Here is a 17,589-nt window from a genome sequence, read left to right as displayed (position 1 = left end):
TCTCAATACCTGGTATACACAATAGCTGTTCAAAAAAAACGTTCGCATTAAATACATCGCTAACCATCCATGTCTGTTTGAAAATTCGTCGTCAAATTCTTATAAGAGGGAGCAGGATTATTGATGATTTCAATTGTATCATTAAAAACGCTATTTCTATCTAAACAAGTCATAACATTATCTTTTATAATACGATAAGGAGAGTTTTTAAAAGGAAACGGTTGTTCATTACCAGGTTCAGAAGCGGAAATATTCCATTTTGAAGGTATAGAAAAGAAACGTACTCCTTTTCGATTATCTAAAAAAGATTTCTATATTTAAATAAATAAACTGCATCAACTGGTTGTCCTCCACCTGCTATCCATTTACCTTTAACATTGGGTAAATTATTAAAAATACACCCTTGAAATAATATATTTGTACCAGGTGCTATAAAACCACCCCACGTACCTGAAAGTACATTACTGTAACCATCCACATCATCTATATCGAAAACCATACCAAAAAAAATTAATTTATAAGCTGTATCTGTTCCTGCTAAACCAATAAATAAATGCCCCATTTAATACTCTTTGTCCATTTTCATTAACAGTAGTTTTTACGTTCCATAATAAAATTATTTTTGGTCTATTAATATTAGTGACACAAACTGCCCATTGCCAATCTCCAGTGGTTTCATCCATATATCTTGATGCCTTATCCAACTCTGGATCATCATATGCTCTAAAATCAATAAAACGATTTGAAACGTAAACATTGGTAATTACTGTCAAAGATGCATTTAATAATTTTCCATCATCACTATAATATAAAGTATTACCCTCTCTTTCTGAAATCAGAAGATATCATATCCAACCGTTTTGAGGGTTGATTATGTTAACTTTATTCTAGTTAGGATTAAATCTGTTATTATCCTCCAAACATTGCCATAAAACCCAAGGCCTGTTTGGATTATCCCCCTGCACGATGGTTCCTTTTGAATAACCATTGTTTTTATTACAAAAATCCTGGTTGAAACTTGGCAGACCTCCCGCCTGCATCCACTGTATAGCCTCTGTAATCTGGTATAAAATCCCGTTATGATCCTGTCCCCAGGGTGGAACACCACCTTTCAGGGCAGAAATCATAGTTTGTTTTGGAAAACCTTTTTCAATATCCGCACGTCCATTTCGATGATCTGCACCAGATTCAACAATATCAAAACGCTCGCCTTTTTCTACCCATTTAGAGGAGAAAAGCTTTTCAGGTCTTTGAATAGACATATATAATCTCAACCAACTTTATTTTAAAATAACTAATTAATCATAATAAGAAAGAAATTAATTATTTACTTATTGATTGAATAGGGATTATTTGCCTTAGTTGATTAACTTATCAATATTATTCATTTACAAATTTTAATATATTACTTAATTATTTTAAATAACAAAGCCGAGGAAAATATTTTTCTCGGCTTTGTTATTTAAAATACATCTATTACATTAGGGAAAAATTCTTTTAGTAATAAAATAAAATATCAAATAAACAGCCAAATAAATAAAAGGAACGCAAAATATGATTAATTCAAGATAACCACCCATTAGAATTCTCCTGTTGAATCACGTAAATCTGATTGGGCATCAAATAAAACGGCCCCTGCCACTGATATGAGAATAATCATTACTGTACCAATTAACCATGCAAAATACCAAGGTCCCTGATCACCCACAAAAACAGCGATTAATAATGCGACTATTAAAACCAAGCCAAGTCCAGTGAAACGTAGAAATATAGACATAATAACACCTTGTTATTCAATAACTGTGATGATCGTTTATGATATTGGAAGTTTTAACCTTACCCCGCATGACATAAAAGCACCATGACGTATAAGAAAGGATGATGGGCACAAAAAGACAAGCCACAACAGCCATGCAAATTAGTCCATATAAACTACCGCAACTGTTCCATATTGTCAGACTTTGATTTGGAATTGTTGTTGAAGGCATAAAAAACGGAAACATGGCAGCCCCAACCGTACCAATAACACCAATCCAGGAACCAAGTCCGATCCACCAGGCAACAACAGGTCTATCAGATTTAACCATTAATGTTCCCAGTAACATGCATAAAACACCCAGCAAAGGTAATCCCCATAAAATTGGATGTTCATAAAAATGATGTAACCAGGCCCCTTTATATAATGCAACATTCTGACCAAATAATGGATTTGAAGGCATTGCAGGATGACCACTGACTAAAACAAATCCTTTAATTTGCGTAATCCATAATCCTCCCAAAACAAATAATATTATCGCTATCATCCCTGCAATAGTGGCATATTTTTTTGCCCGTAAATAAATGGGATCTTCACCACGTATCATCAACATGGCTCCACCTTGATAAATACTTAACGAAACCGATAATAAACCACATAAAACAGCAAATGGATTAATCAGATAGCTCCAGAAAGATTCATCTTGAAAATACTGTCCATTCCAAATGAAATGATATCCTACACCTTGCAAGATATTACCAAAGGCTGCTCCACAGACAAACATTGGAAAGAAACCAGAAACCAAAAAAATCCAGTCCCAACTCGAACGCCATAATTTTGCATCAACTTTTGATCTAAATTCAAAAGCTACAGGTCGCAAAATCATGCTGAACAACAGTAAAACCATAACAACATAAAAAACAGAAAACGCCGTGGCATACAAGGTTGGGAAAGCAGCAAAAATGGCACCTGCTCCCAAAATAAACCATACCTGATTCCCTTCCCAATGGGGTCCGATAATATTAAGGGCTGTACGACGCTCAACATCATTTTTGCCAACAAAACGAAGAAGCATACCAACACCCATATCCATACCGACCATCAGGCCCAATCCAATAAGCAGGATACATAATAATGTTGCCCAGATTAATTTAAGAATTACATAATACTCCATATCAATCTCCCCAGCCTTCTTGATATGTAAACACTTTTTTCGATAAAGAATCCCTATCTTGATATTTTACCGGCCCAAGTCGAGCAAATTTAAACATCAAATAAAATTCCACGACAATAAATACACTGTAAAATAATAAGAAGCCGATCAAGGAAAAAACCATATATCCCGCACTATGTGTTGACGAAGAAACAACTGTCGGCAGAATTTCATAAACGGACCATGGTTGTCTTCCCACCTCTGCTGTGATCCAACCGAACTCGGATGCAATAAAAGGAAGCGGAATTGACCATGTAATTATCTTTAAAAACAAACGGTTTTTTTCAATTTGTCTTTTCAGGCTTACGTATGATCCCATGGCAAAAATGACAAAGAAATAAATTGCAAGGAAAACCATAATTCTGAAGGCCCAGAATGTAACAAAGACATTAGGGACAATATCATTCTTGGTTTTTTCAATAATAGTCGATTTATACTCTGGCGTAATCTTTGCTATATCCTGATCCGGAGCATATTGACTTGCCAAAAAACCATATCCCATATCTTTTTGATGAGCCTTAAATATATCGAGATCGGCCTGTCGATGGTCTTCCCCATAACGTTTTAAAGCCGATACCGCCTTTATACCCGACTCAATTCTTGGAACCGCTTGATTTTTTAATTCCTTAACACCAGGAATAGGGGTTGTAAAATCATGGGTTAACAAAGGGGTCAAAACAAAGGGAATTCCAACCTCAAAATGGTTTGTCTGCTTTTTATCATCGGGAATACCAAATAAAATCCATGGTTCATAAGGAGGTTTGCTTGTTTCCCACAATCCTTCCATTGCAGCAACTTTTGTCGGTTGATGCATATAATCCAATCGGCCAAGGACATCCCCAAGCGTTATGACTGCAATTGTCGAAATAATTCCAAATAACGCGGCCATACGAAAAGAACGTGCGGCAAATTCACGATGCTGTTTACGTAATAAATAAAATGCGCTGATCCCCATTACAAACATTGATGCGGTTACAAATCCTGCCACAGAAGTGTGTACAGCTTTTGCCTGTGCATCAGGATTGAAAACCAGAGCAACAAAACTTGTTGAGGTTAATCGCATGGTCTCTGGATCAAAATGTGCCCCTGCAGGCATATTCATGCACGCATTTGCCACTAAAATCCATAAGGCGGAAACATTTGAACCCAATGCGACAAGGTAGGTAATTGCCAGATGCGCACCACGGCTCAACCGGTCCCATCCAAAAAACATTAGTCCGATAAATGTTGATTCCATAAAGAAGGCCATTAAACCTTCAATCGCAAGAGGTGTTCCAAAAATATCGCCAAAGAACCTTGAATACATTGACCAGTTCGTGCCGAATTCGAATTCCATGGTTAATCCTGTTGCGACACCAATCGCAAAATTAACACCAAATAATTTTCCCCAGAATTGTGTCATTTCCTTGTAAATTTCTTTACCAGTAATGACGTAGGCAGTTTCCATGGCAGCCAAGATAAATGTCAGACCCAGTGTCAAAGGAACAAACATGAAATGATACAAAGCTGTCAAAGCAAACTGAAAGCGGGAAAGATTTACAACCAGAAGGTGTATCCCATCCATTTTATATAACTTTCATTTTTTCAAAAAAATGTTCTAGTCTAATATCTGGCTAGAATAGAAAATCATAGAAAAAGACAACAAAAAACCCTGTACCAAATAAAAGAATGATTATTTGATTGCTTTATAAACTATTTTATCAACGAGGTGTTTTCTATAATAGCCAAACACAAATATTGTTTGAATATTTTACTTATGAATATGTTTCATAAAATGGGGGCGCTCTTGCCCCATTTGCCTTGTAAAAAATATTGAGTGGAGCCTTAGCAAGATATATCCGATATAAATATGAAATAATGGATATTAAAATCGAAGGTAATAGAGGCTCATAATTAACAATCGATATTGGCAACCAAAAAATACTACAATAAAGACAGAAAAGTATCCCTTTTTGTTTTGAATGAGAAGTTGAACCGTGAGAAGAGGAAATTTTCTCATCCATTGGCATAATGGCGTTATTCATACCCAACATACTGTTCATATGTTGCATATGCATCATGGCCTTTGGCGCGAATTGCCCATTATGCATTGGGCAATGCCATATTTTCGTAAATGTCAGGGGCGTAGTGAATAAATGAAAAACAAAGAAAAACAAAACTGTCAGTGCTGTATAGTTACAAGCCCTATCTATATTTTTTTCTTCAATTTTCCGTTTTGGATACATTATCAGACAGCTAAAAACAATATTAATTCTTTATAACATATCCTGTTAAAATCGATTGATAAAAAAACTGTAATTATACGTAAAATATTCGTGTAATTTAATTTTGAAATTAAGATTATTTTTTATAGTCATCCATGATAACTTTATGAAAATATCCATTTTCCAGCGAAAAAACAAGATTCATTAAAAACAATATACTTGTTTCATGAGTAATGGTTATCAGAGTTTTGTCAGCATATAGTTTCAATAATTCCTGCATCATTGTATATTTTGTTTGCTGATCCAAACCATCTGTTGGTTCATCAAGAATCAGCCAGGGAGTTTTACGTAAAAGAGCAATAGCAATAGCCAATCTTTTTGCCTGTCCTCCCGACAATTCTATTGCGTTATTGCCTATATGACTGTGAATATTCTTTGGTAGTCGTTTAACAAAATCATCAAGTTGCACAATTTTTAACATATCATAAATTTCATTTTCAGTTGCATCCGGTACAATCAATCTAAAATTATCCATGATGCTTCCAGAAAAAAGATGAAAATCCTGGGAAACAACAGTGATAAAAGAAGATAAATTATCTGTATTCAAATTCTTGACAGCTTCACCGGCAAACTTAATTTCTCCAGCCTGGATTGGATAAAACGAAAAAATCAAATTGATCAAACTACTTTTACCAGTCCCGGACTCGCCAATAATCGCCACTTTATCACCTTGTTTGATTGTTAAAGATGCATTCTGTAAAATCATTCTTGGATTATGAGGATAACTGAATTGGACTTTGTCAAATACAAGACAGGTGGAAGAGGATACGGAATTGATGACCCTACTGCTTTGTTCATCTTTTCCTGCATTTGATAGAATCTGTAACCGTTTTTGTGCCAGGCGTGCTTTTATATGAGCATTACAGGCCTGTGGTAAGGGAAGTACAACATCAAAAGCTGCCATTACACCCAAAACCAACATGGGAATTTCAGCTGCATTCAGCCCCATATCATGATGAGCATTACTGGCCTGAAACAAAACGGCAATAACACAAAGCATCATAATAAATGTAATTAATGACTTGGCCACACTTTCAATACAATCCAGCATCAATCTGCTTTGATCAATAGATTTCTGAGCAGTCTGAATTTTTATAAAATACTGATCAATAACCTTAAAAATATATAATTCACCAAAATGACGCAGAGTCTCACCTAGATCAGCCTGTAAATTGTTTCTTGATTCAAGAATATGACAAATATACTTGTATGAAGAACCGTAAACTCCAACAGAAACCAGACCGACTGCCATGATAAAAGCTATGGCCAAGGAAAAAGCCGCCACAGGCAAAAAGAAATAAAAGGTAACAATAAATATAATCCCACAACATAAAGCCCGAATAAATGGAAGCAATGCATCAGTATAATAATTTGCTATATTTTCTGAATCGGAAACAAATTGTCCCAGCAAGTCACCCCCTCTTTTATTCACAAGTCCTGCAGGTGTTAAGGGGATCAGACATTCATAAACCTTTTTTCTTGCCAGGCTTATAACCCTTAATGCACCATCATGCGTGATCACACGTTCCAAATATCGTGTCACAATCCGTGTTATGGCAAAAAAACGGACCCCTGAAGCTGGCACAATAATATTAAATGCCTGAACGGCAATAATCCCGGTTAATCCAACTATGGCTGCACTAGCTATCAACCATCCTGATAAAAACAGCAACCCAAAATTACTCAGGGCCGCGATACAAGATAAAAATAGACCCAGCATTAAATGCCATTTAATCGGTTTAACCAATTGAAAAAAAGAAAAATTAAAATTCATAACGACTTGCCACCAACCCTTGAATTATGAAGCAGTTGTCCCCGGTCTATTTGCACAGAAACCTCACCATAAGAGATTAAAAGGGGATTGTGCGTTGCCACAATAACAATCCTGCACTTTTTAAGAAATTGAATAGTCTGAATGATCTGCAAGGCATTTTTTTGATCCAGCCCGGAAGTGGGCTCATCAAGAATCAGAATATCTGGATTTTTTAACAGCGCTCGTGCCAACATAAGGCGTCTTATTTGTCCACCCGATAAATTCTGCCCTTCCTCCCCTATATGAGTTTCAAAACCCTGTGGTAAGGTTTCTATGAAAGACAAAATACCGGCTTGATTGGCTACATTACGCAATTGATCAAGAGAAGGTTCAAAAGCTTTCAGGGATAAATTATCCCTAATCGTCCCATATAGCAATAAAGGTTCTTGAGGAACCCAGGCAATATCCACCATATTTAGAGATTGTGACTGGTTTTTTAAATCAATCATTTTAAGCGTGCCTGATTGTATAGGCAAAAAACCAAGTAGAATATTTAATAAGGTCGTTTTTCCTGCACCACTATGACCAAATATAATATTGAGCCTATCTCTTAAAAATGTACAAGTAATATCCTGCACTAAATTTATATTTTCTTTATTCTTAACCGTTACATGATCGAGAATGATTTCCTTAATACATGAATCTATTCTTTTATTTTGATAAGAAAATTTAATTAGTTTCGGTAAACTGTATATTTTTTTTAATTGATCCAAAGCTGCATTTGCGTTTTGTCTGGCATGGTAACTCGATGAAAAGTCTCGTAAAGGCATGAAATATTCTGGCGCCAATAACAGGACAAGAAAAGCAGAGTGAAAATGCATGGTTCCATTTAACAAACGAATACCAAATGTCACAGCGACAACTGCAATTGATAAACTTGAAAAAAATTCCAACACCGCTGACGTTAAAAACGCAACCTTCATAACTGACAGTGTTGTTTTACGATATTCATCTGAAAGTTTTTCAATAAATTTCAGACTTTCACCAGCCCGTCCAAATAACCGTAAGGTCTTCAACCCTTTCAACATGTCAAAAAAGTTTCCGCTTAACAGGGATAACTGCCGCCATTGTCTATCCATAATCACCTGTGCCGTATATCCAACCAAAGCCATAAAAAGCGGAATTAAAGGACCCGTACATAACAAAATCACAAAACCCCAAATATCAAAGTTTAAAACAGTGGCCAAAATAAACAGGGGCAATATGACCATCATCACGGCACTGGGGATATAGCGTGCAAAATAGGGAAGCAGATTATCGACGGCTTCTGTTAGGCTGTTAACCATTTCCCCCAAAGAAATATGACTGTAGGAAATTGGACCTGTTCTAAACAGTGATTGATAAATCTCCAACCTTATGGCTTTTGTAATTTTTAATGCCGCTTTTATGCCAGTAATATCAGAAACAGATCTGGTACAAATTTGAAAAAATACACAACATATAAAATAAATAACTTCGTTATCAACAAAAGAAATATTCGCTTTATAAAATATGATTGAAGTAATGATTTTTGACAACAACACCAATTCTAATATTAATAATATTGATGAAATTGAAGATAAAAAAACAGTAATAACAAACCAATTTACTGATAATTTAATAAATTTGTTAAGCGTTATTGATATATTATTCATTTTTATAAAACATATAAAATTAATCTAAATTTTATACTAATCTAAATAATGATTATTTAAATTGGCGGCAACATGATGATAATGATATAAAATGTATTTTATATTGACCCCTAAAATTATAAAATAAACATTTTCGCGAAAATTGAAGTTTGTTGTAAAACAGAAATAATTGATATATATATATAAAAATTAATGTCATCAAATTTATCTTCTTGATAAATCTGAAAATTTATATTTACACAGATTTAAAATACTTTATAAAAAAGTAATTTATTATATTTTTTAAAAATTAACTTTTATTTTTTGTTAAAATAGTTCATATTCACATTTACGCAAGTAATTATTCCCCTTTCAAAGCCATATCCCTATGTTTTTATTCAGATATATTACACAAATATTACATTTATATATAGCTTTGATTATTGCAGTTTTTGCCGTTACAACATCCACCGCCCGTACTAAAACCATAACTCTATTGAATTCTTCCTATGATCCGACACGAGAATTTTTTCATCAATATAACCATTTTTTTCAACATTACTGGAAACAGAAAACAGGTCAGGATGTCATAATATACCAATCCCATAGTGGTTCAGGAAAGCAGGCCAGGGCCATTATTGACGGTATGCAAGCCGATATTGCCACACTAGCTCTTGCCGGAGATATTGATGCAATCAATAAATATCACCCCTTGCTGACCAAAAACTGGCAGGACAATTTTCCCAATCATAGTGTTCCTTATACATCAACCATTGTTTTTCTTGTTCGCAAAGGTAATCCCAAGCATATCCATGACTGGAATGATCTTGTCAAACCTGACATTGCTGTAATTACCCCCAACCCAAAAACCTCTGGTGGGGCAAGATGGAATTTTCTCGCTGCATGGCTTTACAGTTTTACTAAAAATCATGATCCACAAGAGGCCTATGATTTTGTCAAACAGCTTTATAAAAATGTTCCCATACTTGATGCCGGGGCAAGGAACGCCAGTCTTACATTTACCCAACGCAACATTGGAGATGTACTTATTTCTTGGGAGAATGAGGCCTATATGGCAACCCGTGAATCAGGGACAGGACAATTTGAGGTAATAACCCCATCCACATCTATCCTAACGGAACCCCCCGTTGCACTCATCGATACTGTTATTGACCAAAAAAAAACAAGGGAAGTAGCAAAAGATTATTTACTTATGCTTTACAGCGATGAAGGTCAAAAAATTGCCGCTCAAAATTATTATCGTCCCATTAATCCACGTATAGCATCCCATTACATCATGTTTCGTCCCCTTCATCTTTTAAAGATCAATGATTTCTTCAAAAACTGGACAGAGATTAACCAAGAGTTTTTCAAAGATCATGCCATTTTTGACCAAATCATTCACAGTATTAATCAATAAAGCCATAAGGAAAAAATTATGTCTTTTTCCCGATATTCAATTCTTCCAGGGTTTTGGCTTAGTTTTGGATACAGTCTTTTCTGGTTGTCCTTTATCGTTTTATTACCATTGGTTGGACTGATTCTTTACAGCACCCATATCAATAGTCATCAGCTTGTCATGATCTTAACCGATCAACGCTTATTAAGCGCATTAAAACTTTCTTTTTACACCTCTTTCTGCGCTTCTTTAATGTCCTCTATCCTGGGCGGTTTTTTGGCCTGGAATTTAATGCGTTACGAATTCAAGGGAAAAAAAATAATTGATTCAATGATTGACCTTCCCCTGGCATTACCTACTGCAATTGCAGGCATTGCATTAACGGACTTATATGCGCCCAACGGTTTATTCGGTACAATTTTACCCTTCAAGGTTGCCTACACACCCCTGGGAATTATTCTTGCCCTCATATTCGTTACAATTCCCTTTGTAATCAGAACCTTGCAACCCGTTATAAAAGAGTTCCCCCCCTCATTACAAGAAGCGGCTTACACACTAGGTGCAACCCGTTTACAAACATTTATATATATCTTTCTCCCCATTTTATTTCCTGCATGGCTTACCGGTTTTTCGCTTTCTGTTGCAAGAAGCTTGGGAGAATATGGCTCCGTTGTGTTTATTGCCGCAAATATTCCTTACAAAACGGAAATTTTACCTATCTTAATCGTATCAAAACTTGACCAGTTTGATTATACGAGTGCAACTGTAATCAGTCTCTTAATGTTGCTGGTTTCTTTTTCTTTATTATTTTTTTTCAACCTGTTCCAAAAACATTTTAAACCTTACCGCCTAATTCTATCCACATCCCAGCTTTCCCCTTTTAATATTTTTCAGAGGAATACATAAATGCCCTTTTATTCCTCCAAACCTTTTGTAAATTGGCAAAAAAACAGCGTTATCTTTATTACTTGGCTCATTTTTTTAATTATTTTTATCGCACCCCTTTCTATCATTCTAATTGAAGGTTTAGGCAAGGGTATTGTCTTTTTCTGGGTCACCTGTACTTCGTCAGAAGCCCTGGCGGCACTAAAATTAACAATAATAGCGACTTCCTGCGCCGTTTTTTTCAATGGAATCTTCGGACTGATGGCCGGATGGTGTTTATGCAAATATGATTTCAAAGAGAAAAATATACTTTTAACCCTCATCGATCTGCCTTTTTCCATTTCCCCTGTGATTGCAGGTTTGATTTATACCTTATTCTATGGATCGCAAGGTATTTTGCATACTTTTTTGATGCATTATCACTTACAAATTATTTATGCAATTCCAGGAATTATTCTTGTAACCATTTTTGTGACTTTTCCCTTTATCGCACGTTCTTTGATCGCCTTAATGCAAACCCAGAGCAATCAAGAAGAGGAAACCGCCCGTTTGTTAGGGGCATCAGGATGGCAAATTTTTAAAAAAATAACATTTCCCAACATTAAATGGGCATTTCTGTATGGTATTGTTATGTGTACCGCCCGTGCCATGGGAGAATTTGGTGCCGTTTCAATTGTTTCAGGCCATATACAAGGCCTGACCAATACCTTACCCCTTCATATCGAGATTTTATATAATGAATATAATGCCGCGGCCGCATTCAGTATTTCCATTCTCCTTCTTATCATGGCCCTATTCATTCTCATTCTAAGATATTGGTGTGAGAAACAACTTAAACCGTCCCCAAAGAAGGGAAATAGTTAAAATGGGTATTCAGATATCTCATCTCAATAAATGGTTCAATCATTATCATGCACTCAATGATATAAACCTCACCATTGAAAAAGGTGAGCTTGTTGCACTCCTAGGACCATCGGGATGTGGAAAAACAAGCCTGTTACGAATTATTGCAGGATTGGAATTGCCCACCTCTGGACACATCTTTTTTGAAAACCAGGATATAAGCAAGGAAGATATTCGTAATCGACATATTGGGTATGTATTCCAGAATTTCGCTTTATTCCCACATATGAAAGTTATTGACAATATTGCGTTTGGTCTACGCATTAAACCAAAAAAAGTAAGGCTTTCCCCCAAAGAGATCACGAAAAAAGCTCAATTTCTTCTGGAAATGGTACAACTTGAACATGTGGCCAATCATTATCCACATGAACTCTCCGGCGGACAATGCCAAAGAATTGCCCTGGCGCGTACCCTAGCCATAAATCCCAAAATTCTATTACTGGATGAACCTTTTTCCGCTCTTGATACAAAGGTCCGAAGAGAATTACGACGTTGGCTAACCCGATTTCATCAAGAAATTCACCTGACAACCATTTTTGTAACGCATGATCAGGAAGAGGCCATGGAAATTGCTGATCGTGTTGTCATCATGAATAGAGGTATCATTGAACAAATTGGCTCCCCGATTGAAATCCTCAATAATCCAACCAATGATTTTGTCTATAATTTTCTGGGCGATTCGAATAATTTACGCATTGGGGAAAAAAGCTTTAACTTTCGTCCCTATGAAATTGATATACAAATTAACGATATATCCCCTATAGGATACTATCCAGCAGAAGTCATCGATATACGACCCCTTGGTGCTTTACTGAAACTAGTTTTAAAACCTCAACAATGCACCTCTCACATTGAAGCCCAAATTCCAAAAACAATTCCAAAAATTCAGAATCTAAAAAAAGGCCAAATTATTTATTTTAAGCCAATTTTAGATTTTGAAATATGAATATATACAAGGAAATTATAAATTTTATATATAAATCAATAAACTATAAATAAAATATACAATATTTTATAGTTATTAATTGACTTTATTTACTTAAATAATACAAATTATATTGCATAAATTGAAAATACTATATATTTTACAGTTAATTAAAGTAATTTGAGGAATAGTTTTACCATGGATCAGCCCCCTACTGCAGATTATCCTGTTTAGTCATTAACACCAGAATTTCTAACCGCATCTTTTTCAAATTCCTAATAACAGAATTATTATATCAACTTAGGTAACAGTTTACGATGACACCACTTGAATTCTATTCCAAACATCCAAGCGAGCAATATGAACAGAAGCTCGAACAAACAAGATCATTCCTGCAAAAAATAAATCGGGATTATTCACCATTGGTTCAGGCAACCAGTTTAGGGGTGGAGGATATGGTAATCACAGATCTTATCCATCAGCTTGATTTACCCATCCAGGTTTCCATGCTGGATACACTAAAACTGCATCCTCAAACGCTAGCCTTAAAAAGACAAGCTGAAATTCATTATAGTATAAAAATAAAAAGCTATTATCCAAACAAAAGAACAATCCAGAATTATGTTCAAAAAAATGGTGAAAAAGCGATTTATCGATCAACTGAGCTTCGTAAAGAATGTTGTCACATCAGAAAACTGGTCCCCCTGACCGACCTTTTACGAAACTATAAAGGTTGGATTACAGGATTACGCAAGGAACAATCAAATTTCCGGGCCAATCTTCAAGCAGTTGAACCTGAAAACAAAGGGAATGATCAACCTGAAGTAAAGCTAAACCCTTTACTTGACTGGACAAATGGAGATGTGTGGTACTACGTTAAAACATATCGCGTTCCCTACAATACGCTTCATGATCATTTTTTTGTCAGTATTGGCTGCGAACCATGCACTCGCGCCATCACTCTTGGCGAAGATTTCAGAGCTGGACGCTGGTGGTGGGAACATGATGAGGCGAAGGAATGTGGTCTTCATGTGAGTGCACCCATTTCTCTCAACTCTCATCAGTCTTAACATATTTTAATTATGGTCATTTTATCATGAATTTTCTTATATCATCCTCGAACCCTGCCTTAAATGATCTGGAAGAAGAGGCCATATTCATTATGCGTGAAGTGGCTGGTTCCTTCGAAAAACCAGCCCTGTTATTTTCTGGCGGCAAGGATTCATGTATTTTATTAAGGCTGGCTGAAAAAGCCTTTGGGCAGGGACGCTTCCCCTTTCCGCTTCTTATGATCGATACAGGACATAATTTTCCAGAAGTCATCCAATTTCGTGATCAGAGAGCAAAAGAATTAAAGGCAAATTTAATCATTCGATCAGTAGAAGAATCAATGAAACGAGGTACGGTGAGGCTATCTCATCCTTTGGAAAGCCGTAATCCCCATCAATCAGTAACATTGTTGGAGGCTATAGAGGAATTTGGTTTTGATGCATTAATTGGAGGGGCCCGCCGTGACGAAGAAAAGGCCCGTGCCAAGGAAAGAATTTTTTCACACAGGGATTCTTTTGGTCAATGGCAACCCAAAGATCAACGGCCAGAATTATGGAACATATTCAATACCAGAATTCATCCGGGTGAAAATTTCCGTGTTTTTCCAATCTCTAACTGGACGGAATATGATGTATGGCGTTATATCGAACAGGAAAATATTCCCTTACCCAGCCTTTACTACGCTCATCAACGGCAAGTCATTCCCCGCAAAGGGTTGCTTGTTCCTGTAACAGAGGTGACACAGCCTAAACAAGATGAAGAAATTCTTACCAAAACTGTCCGCTTTCGCACGGTCGGTGACATGACCTGTACTTGCCCTATTGAAAGCAATGCAAAAACAGCACGCGATATTGTCAGGGAAACAGCTACCGTCACGATCAGTGAACGTGGTGCAACCCGTATGGATGACCAGACCTCAGAAGCCTCAATGGAAAAACGTAAACTTGAAGGTTATTTCTGATCTCTCTATCCCTGTTTTTATTTCTTAAGGAATGCATCATGATATCTTCTCCCGTAAATTCCACCTCTCATTCACATCATACATTAAAATTCCTGACCGCCGGAAACGTTGACGATGGCAAAAGCACATTAATCGGCCGTTTATTACTCGATAGCAAGGCAATTCTTGCCGATCAACTATCTGGTATACAACAACAGTTTTCGACAGACCGTTCCTATGATCTCGCCCGGCTTACAGATGGATTACAAGCTGAACGAGAACAAGGTATTACAATCGATGTGGCATACCGTTATTTTACCACACCAACTCGTAAATTCATTATCGCGGACGCACCAGGTCATGAACAATACACAAGAAACATGGTAACCGCCGCCAGCAACAGTGACGCTGCCGTCATTTTGGTCGATGCAACAAAATTAAACTGGGAGATGGAAAATGTTGACTTGTTGCCTCAAACCCGTCGACACACATTACTTGCCAACCTATTAAAAGTCCCTTCGCTGCTTTTCGCCATCAATAAACTTGATGCTGTCAAAAATCCCGATATTGCCTTTGTGCATATTAAAAAAGCACTAAAAAAATTCACTCAGGAAGCAAATATACCTGTTACGCACATCATACCCATTTCAGCATTAAAAGGTTATAATATCATCTCCACTATAGCTGATAACGAAAGATATCGCTTATGTGAAAATGTCTATCACGGTCCCTGTCTTTTAGACGCCTTGACCGAACTTCCCTCCCAACAACATATTGTCAAATGTCCTTTATATTTCCCTGTCCAATATGTACAAAAACTATCTGAAACCCAATCCAGCCCCACCCAACATGGTCAAAGAATTTTTTGGGGGAAAATAGCGGCAGGAACTGTCAAGCCAGAAAATGAAATTATTGTGCAACCTTCTGGACTAAAAGCAAAAATTGCTAAGATTTTTGCCGATGCACTACAAAACGAAATACCCTGTGCTGAAGCGGGTAAATCCGTTGGACTAATTCTTGACCGGGAAATAGACATTTCCCGAGGGGACTGGATAACCTCTCCTTCCATATCTCCATTACAAAAAGAGGTCCAAGCCACCCTGGCATGGTTGGATGACGAACCTTTGATTATTGGAAGACTTTATTGGTTGAAACATGGTCACCGCTGGATCAAGGCGAAAATCTCATCGATTCATAATCATCTAAATATACATAATCTGGAAAAAGAACCTGCCAAGGATTTACAGAAAAACAGTATTGGACAAGTTTCCCTAACCTTGCAACAGCCAATTCCGGTTTTACCCTATAACCAGGCAAAAGATGTGGGTGCAGCCATTTTGGTAGATACGGCCACCAATCGGACTGCTGGAGCTGTTCTCCTCCAAGGCTAGCCGGCAAGCTGTTATTGCACTATCACCCATAAGATATAGAGACTTTTATTTTTTAATAAAATTATCAACCTGGCTTGGCAAATAAACCGGTATTTTTTCCCTTCCCTCAATCGATAACCATGTGGAGGTTGAAATATCTCCACCTGATGGCAAAAACTGATCCGGACTAAAAATCCAGCTCAGTATATCCTGCACCACAATGTTTCTATTTCTACCACGCAACAATAAATGATATCCTCCAGGAATATAATCCTTTCTTACCCAAGAAGGAAATTGTCGCCAGACCTTTTTCATTGAAGAATCAGGGATGAGCTGATCCATATCACCATACATTACAAGAATTGGAGAATGAATATAAGGAGCAGCCTTTGCAGCCTTGCTCATCAAATTGACCAACCCATACAATGCCTTTACACGGGCTTTGTGCAATGATAACGGATCAAAATACAAACGTAACAGGGATTCATCATTATCACTTGCCCTGATGGTTACCGGGGCGCTTTTTCCACTTAACCGCCAATTTGGGGCGATCGTATTGATCATGCGCAAGATAACATCGGCAACCAGTCCCAGCTGTTTATGACCCCACACGGCTGGGGCCAGTAAAATATAACCATCGACTTTTGGAACATTAGGACGTGAGGCCAAACACATGGCGACAGCCCCCCCCATACTCTCTCCCATCACATACAAGGGTGTATCGGGATATCGAGTTTTTAAAAATGATATTTCCTCAATAATATCGTCAATCATCCGACGGCTACCCGCCCAATTCCCTCTTAACGGTGCTTGTCCAAATCCTCTCTGATCCGGGGAATATAAAGTTACACCTGACTTAACAAAATGATCTGCTGAATCTTCCCACGCATCGCGACTATCATTAAATCCATGTAAGGCCAGGATAATTGCCTTTTGTTGTATTGCCCGCCATATACGCACAGGAATACGGGCATGATCCGACATTTCCCACCACAAATCAGGAGGAATCAGCTTTTTATAACGTGCATAGGGATCAGAACCGATAGAGGATGTATTCAAAACAGAACTATTCACTTTAACTTCTGCATAGGCTATATTACAATGTTGGGTCAGGAAATAAATTCCGATCAGAAAAAAATAGCAAGCTTTATGTAAATAGACAGAACTTAAACAGTTTAAGAAAAACATATTTGTCCAAGATAAATTTTATTTTTATAAATGACAAGTTCTGAACCACTTAACAAGGGTATATTCATGAATTTAGAAAAAGATTCTACAACAACCTTACCGACGAAACCTATTGAAACCATTTATACTTCCTCCCAAACCGTTGCTTGTGAGGGTAATCACACACTGTTCGGTCATCCACGGGTTTTTCTAAAACTAAAAAACGGACAGGCAACCTGTCCTTATTGCTCAAAATCATTTGTCTACAAACCATCTGAATCAAATTAACAT

General features: G+C 36.8%; 17 protein-coding genes. 8 read left to right on the top strand and 9 right to left on the bottom strand.

Annotated features, from left to right (window positions below; all coding sequences use genetic code 11):
* Positions 1 to 298: 298 nt before the first annotated feature.
* The 8 genes from H3T46_RS06490 to cydD form a co-directional block, all read right to left on the bottom strand.
* Complete coding sequence (locus H3T46_RS06490; RefSeq protein ID WP_198197959.1) at positions 299 to 562, bottom strand: hypothetical protein; 264 nt, start codon at positions 560 to 562, stop codon at positions 299 to 301.
* Between the two features lie 325 nt (positions 563 to 887).
* Positions 888 to 1,262, bottom strand: a complete 375-nt coding sequence (locus H3T46_RS06485; RefSeq protein ID WP_198197957.1) for a hypothetical protein — start codon at positions 1,260 to 1,262, stop codon at positions 888 to 890.
* A gap of 317 nt (positions 1,263 to 1,579) precedes the next feature.
* Positions 1,580 to 1,777, bottom strand: a complete 198-nt coding sequence (locus H3T46_RS06480) for a hypothetical protein (RefSeq protein WP_155566218.1) — start codon at positions 1,775 to 1,777, stop codon at positions 1,580 to 1,582.
* Positions 1,778 to 1,793: 16 nt separating this feature from the next.
* On the bottom strand, positions 1,794 to 2,930 hold the full coding sequence (cydB, locus tag H3T46_RS06475; RefSeq protein ID WP_155579918.1) for a cytochrome d ubiquinol oxidase subunit II: 1,137 nt from the start codon (positions 2,928 to 2,930) through the stop codon (positions 1,794 to 1,796).
* Between the two features lies 1 nt (position 2,931).
* Positions 2,932 to 4,533, bottom strand: a complete 1,602-nt coding sequence (locus H3T46_RS06470) for a cytochrome ubiquinol oxidase subunit I (protein ID WP_198197955.1) — start codon at positions 4,531 to 4,533, stop codon at positions 2,932 to 2,934.
* Positions 4,534 to 4,723: 190 nt separating this feature from the next.
* Complete coding sequence (locus H3T46_RS06465) at positions 4,724 to 5,194, bottom strand: hypothetical protein (RefSeq protein ID WP_198197953.1); 471 nt, start codon at positions 5,192 to 5,194, stop codon at positions 4,724 to 4,726.
* 115 nt (positions 5,195 to 5,309) lie between these two features.
* A complete protein-coding gene (cydC, locus tag H3T46_RS06460; protein ID WP_198197952.1) occupies positions 5,310 to 7,007 on the bottom strand; it encodes a thiol reductant ABC exporter subunit CydC in 1,698 nt (565 codons plus the stop codon).
* Positions 7,004 to 8,680 carry a thiol reductant ABC exporter subunit CydD gene (cydD, locus tag H3T46_RS06455; protein ID WP_198197950.1) on the bottom strand — a complete coding sequence of 559 codons (1,677 nt, stop codon included), beginning with the start codon at positions 8,678 to 8,680 and terminating at the stop codon, positions 7,004 to 7,006. Before cydD ends, cydC begins: the two co-directional genes overlap by 4 nt.
* Positions 8,681 to 9,047: 367 nt before the next feature.
* Here cydD and H3T46_RS06450 point away from each other — a divergent pair, with 367 nt between their 5' ends.
* The 7 genes from H3T46_RS06450 (at position 9,048) to H3T46_RS06420 (ending at position 16,152) form a co-directional block, all read left to right on the top strand.
* Entirely contained in the window at positions 9,048 to 10,079 is a 1,032-nt protein-coding gene (locus H3T46_RS06450) for a sulfate ABC transporter substrate-binding protein (protein WP_198197947.1), read from the top strand.
* A gap of 18 nt (positions 10,080 to 10,097) precedes the next feature.
* Positions 10,098 to 10,964 (top strand): sulfate ABC transporter permease subunit CysT, encoded by an 867-nt coding sequence (gene cysT, locus H3T46_RS06445; RefSeq protein WP_198197946.1) that lies wholly within the window; start codon positions 10,098 to 10,100, stop codon positions 10,962 to 10,964.
* Positions 10,965 to 11,807, top strand: a complete 843-nt coding sequence (locus tag H3T46_RS06440; protein ID WP_198197944.1) for a sulfate ABC transporter permease — start codon at positions 10,965 to 10,967, stop codon at positions 11,805 to 11,807.
* Position 11,808: 1 nt separating this feature from the next.
* Positions 11,809 to 12,792 carry a sulfate/molybdate ABC transporter ATP-binding protein gene (locus H3T46_RS06435; RefSeq protein WP_198197942.1) on the top strand — a complete coding sequence of 328 codons (984 nt, stop codon included), beginning with the start codon at positions 11,809 to 11,811 and terminating at the stop codon, positions 12,790 to 12,792.
* Between the two features lie 296 nt (positions 12,793 to 13,088).
* Positions 13,089 to 13,841 carry a phosphoadenylyl-sulfate reductase gene (locus tag H3T46_RS06430; RefSeq protein WP_198197940.1) on the top strand — a complete coding sequence of 251 codons (753 nt, stop codon included), beginning with the start codon at positions 13,089 to 13,091 and terminating at the stop codon, positions 13,839 to 13,841.
* A 26-nt stretch (positions 13,842 to 13,867) separates the two neighbouring features.
* Entirely contained in the window at positions 13,868 to 14,782 is a 915-nt protein-coding gene (gene cysD / locus H3T46_RS06425) for a sulfate adenylyltransferase subunit CysD (RefSeq protein WP_110439299.1), read from the top strand.
* A gap of 38 nt (positions 14,783 to 14,820) precedes the next feature.
* The gene (locus H3T46_RS06420; protein ID WP_155564822.1) at positions 14,821 to 16,152 is read left to right on the top strand and encodes a sulfate adenylyltransferase subunit 1; all 1,332 of its coding nucleotides are present in this window, start codon (positions 14,821 to 14,823) and stop codon (positions 16,150 to 16,152) included.
* A gap of 45 nt (positions 16,153 to 16,197) precedes the next feature.
* Here the strand turns inward: H3T46_RS06420 and H3T46_RS06415 are convergent, their stop codons facing one another.
* Complete coding sequence (locus tag H3T46_RS06415) at positions 16,198 to 17,319, bottom strand: alpha/beta fold hydrolase (RefSeq protein ID WP_198197938.1); 1,122 nt, start codon at positions 17,317 to 17,319, stop codon at positions 16,198 to 16,200.
* A gap of 66 nt (positions 17,320 to 17,385) precedes the next feature.
* On the opposite strand from H3T46_RS06415, the gene H3T46_RS06410 reads away from it, so the two are divergent.
* Positions 17,386 to 17,586, top strand: coding sequence for a zinc-finger domain-containing protein (locus H3T46_RS06410; protein ID WP_155564821.1), 201 nt, complete (start codon positions 17,386 to 17,388; stop codon positions 17,584 to 17,586).
* The last annotated feature ends 3 nt before the right edge of the window (positions 17,587 to 17,589 follow it).

Origin of the sequence: Commensalibacter sp. M0133, assembly GCF_016101485.1 — a bacterium.
Classification (GTDB): Bacteria; Pseudomonadota; Alphaproteobacteria; order Acetobacterales; family Acetobacteraceae; genus Commensalibacter; species Commensalibacter melissae.
The sequence above is the reverse complement of the archived record's forward strand: the minus strand, read 5'-3'. Positions and strand labels throughout refer to the sequence as shown.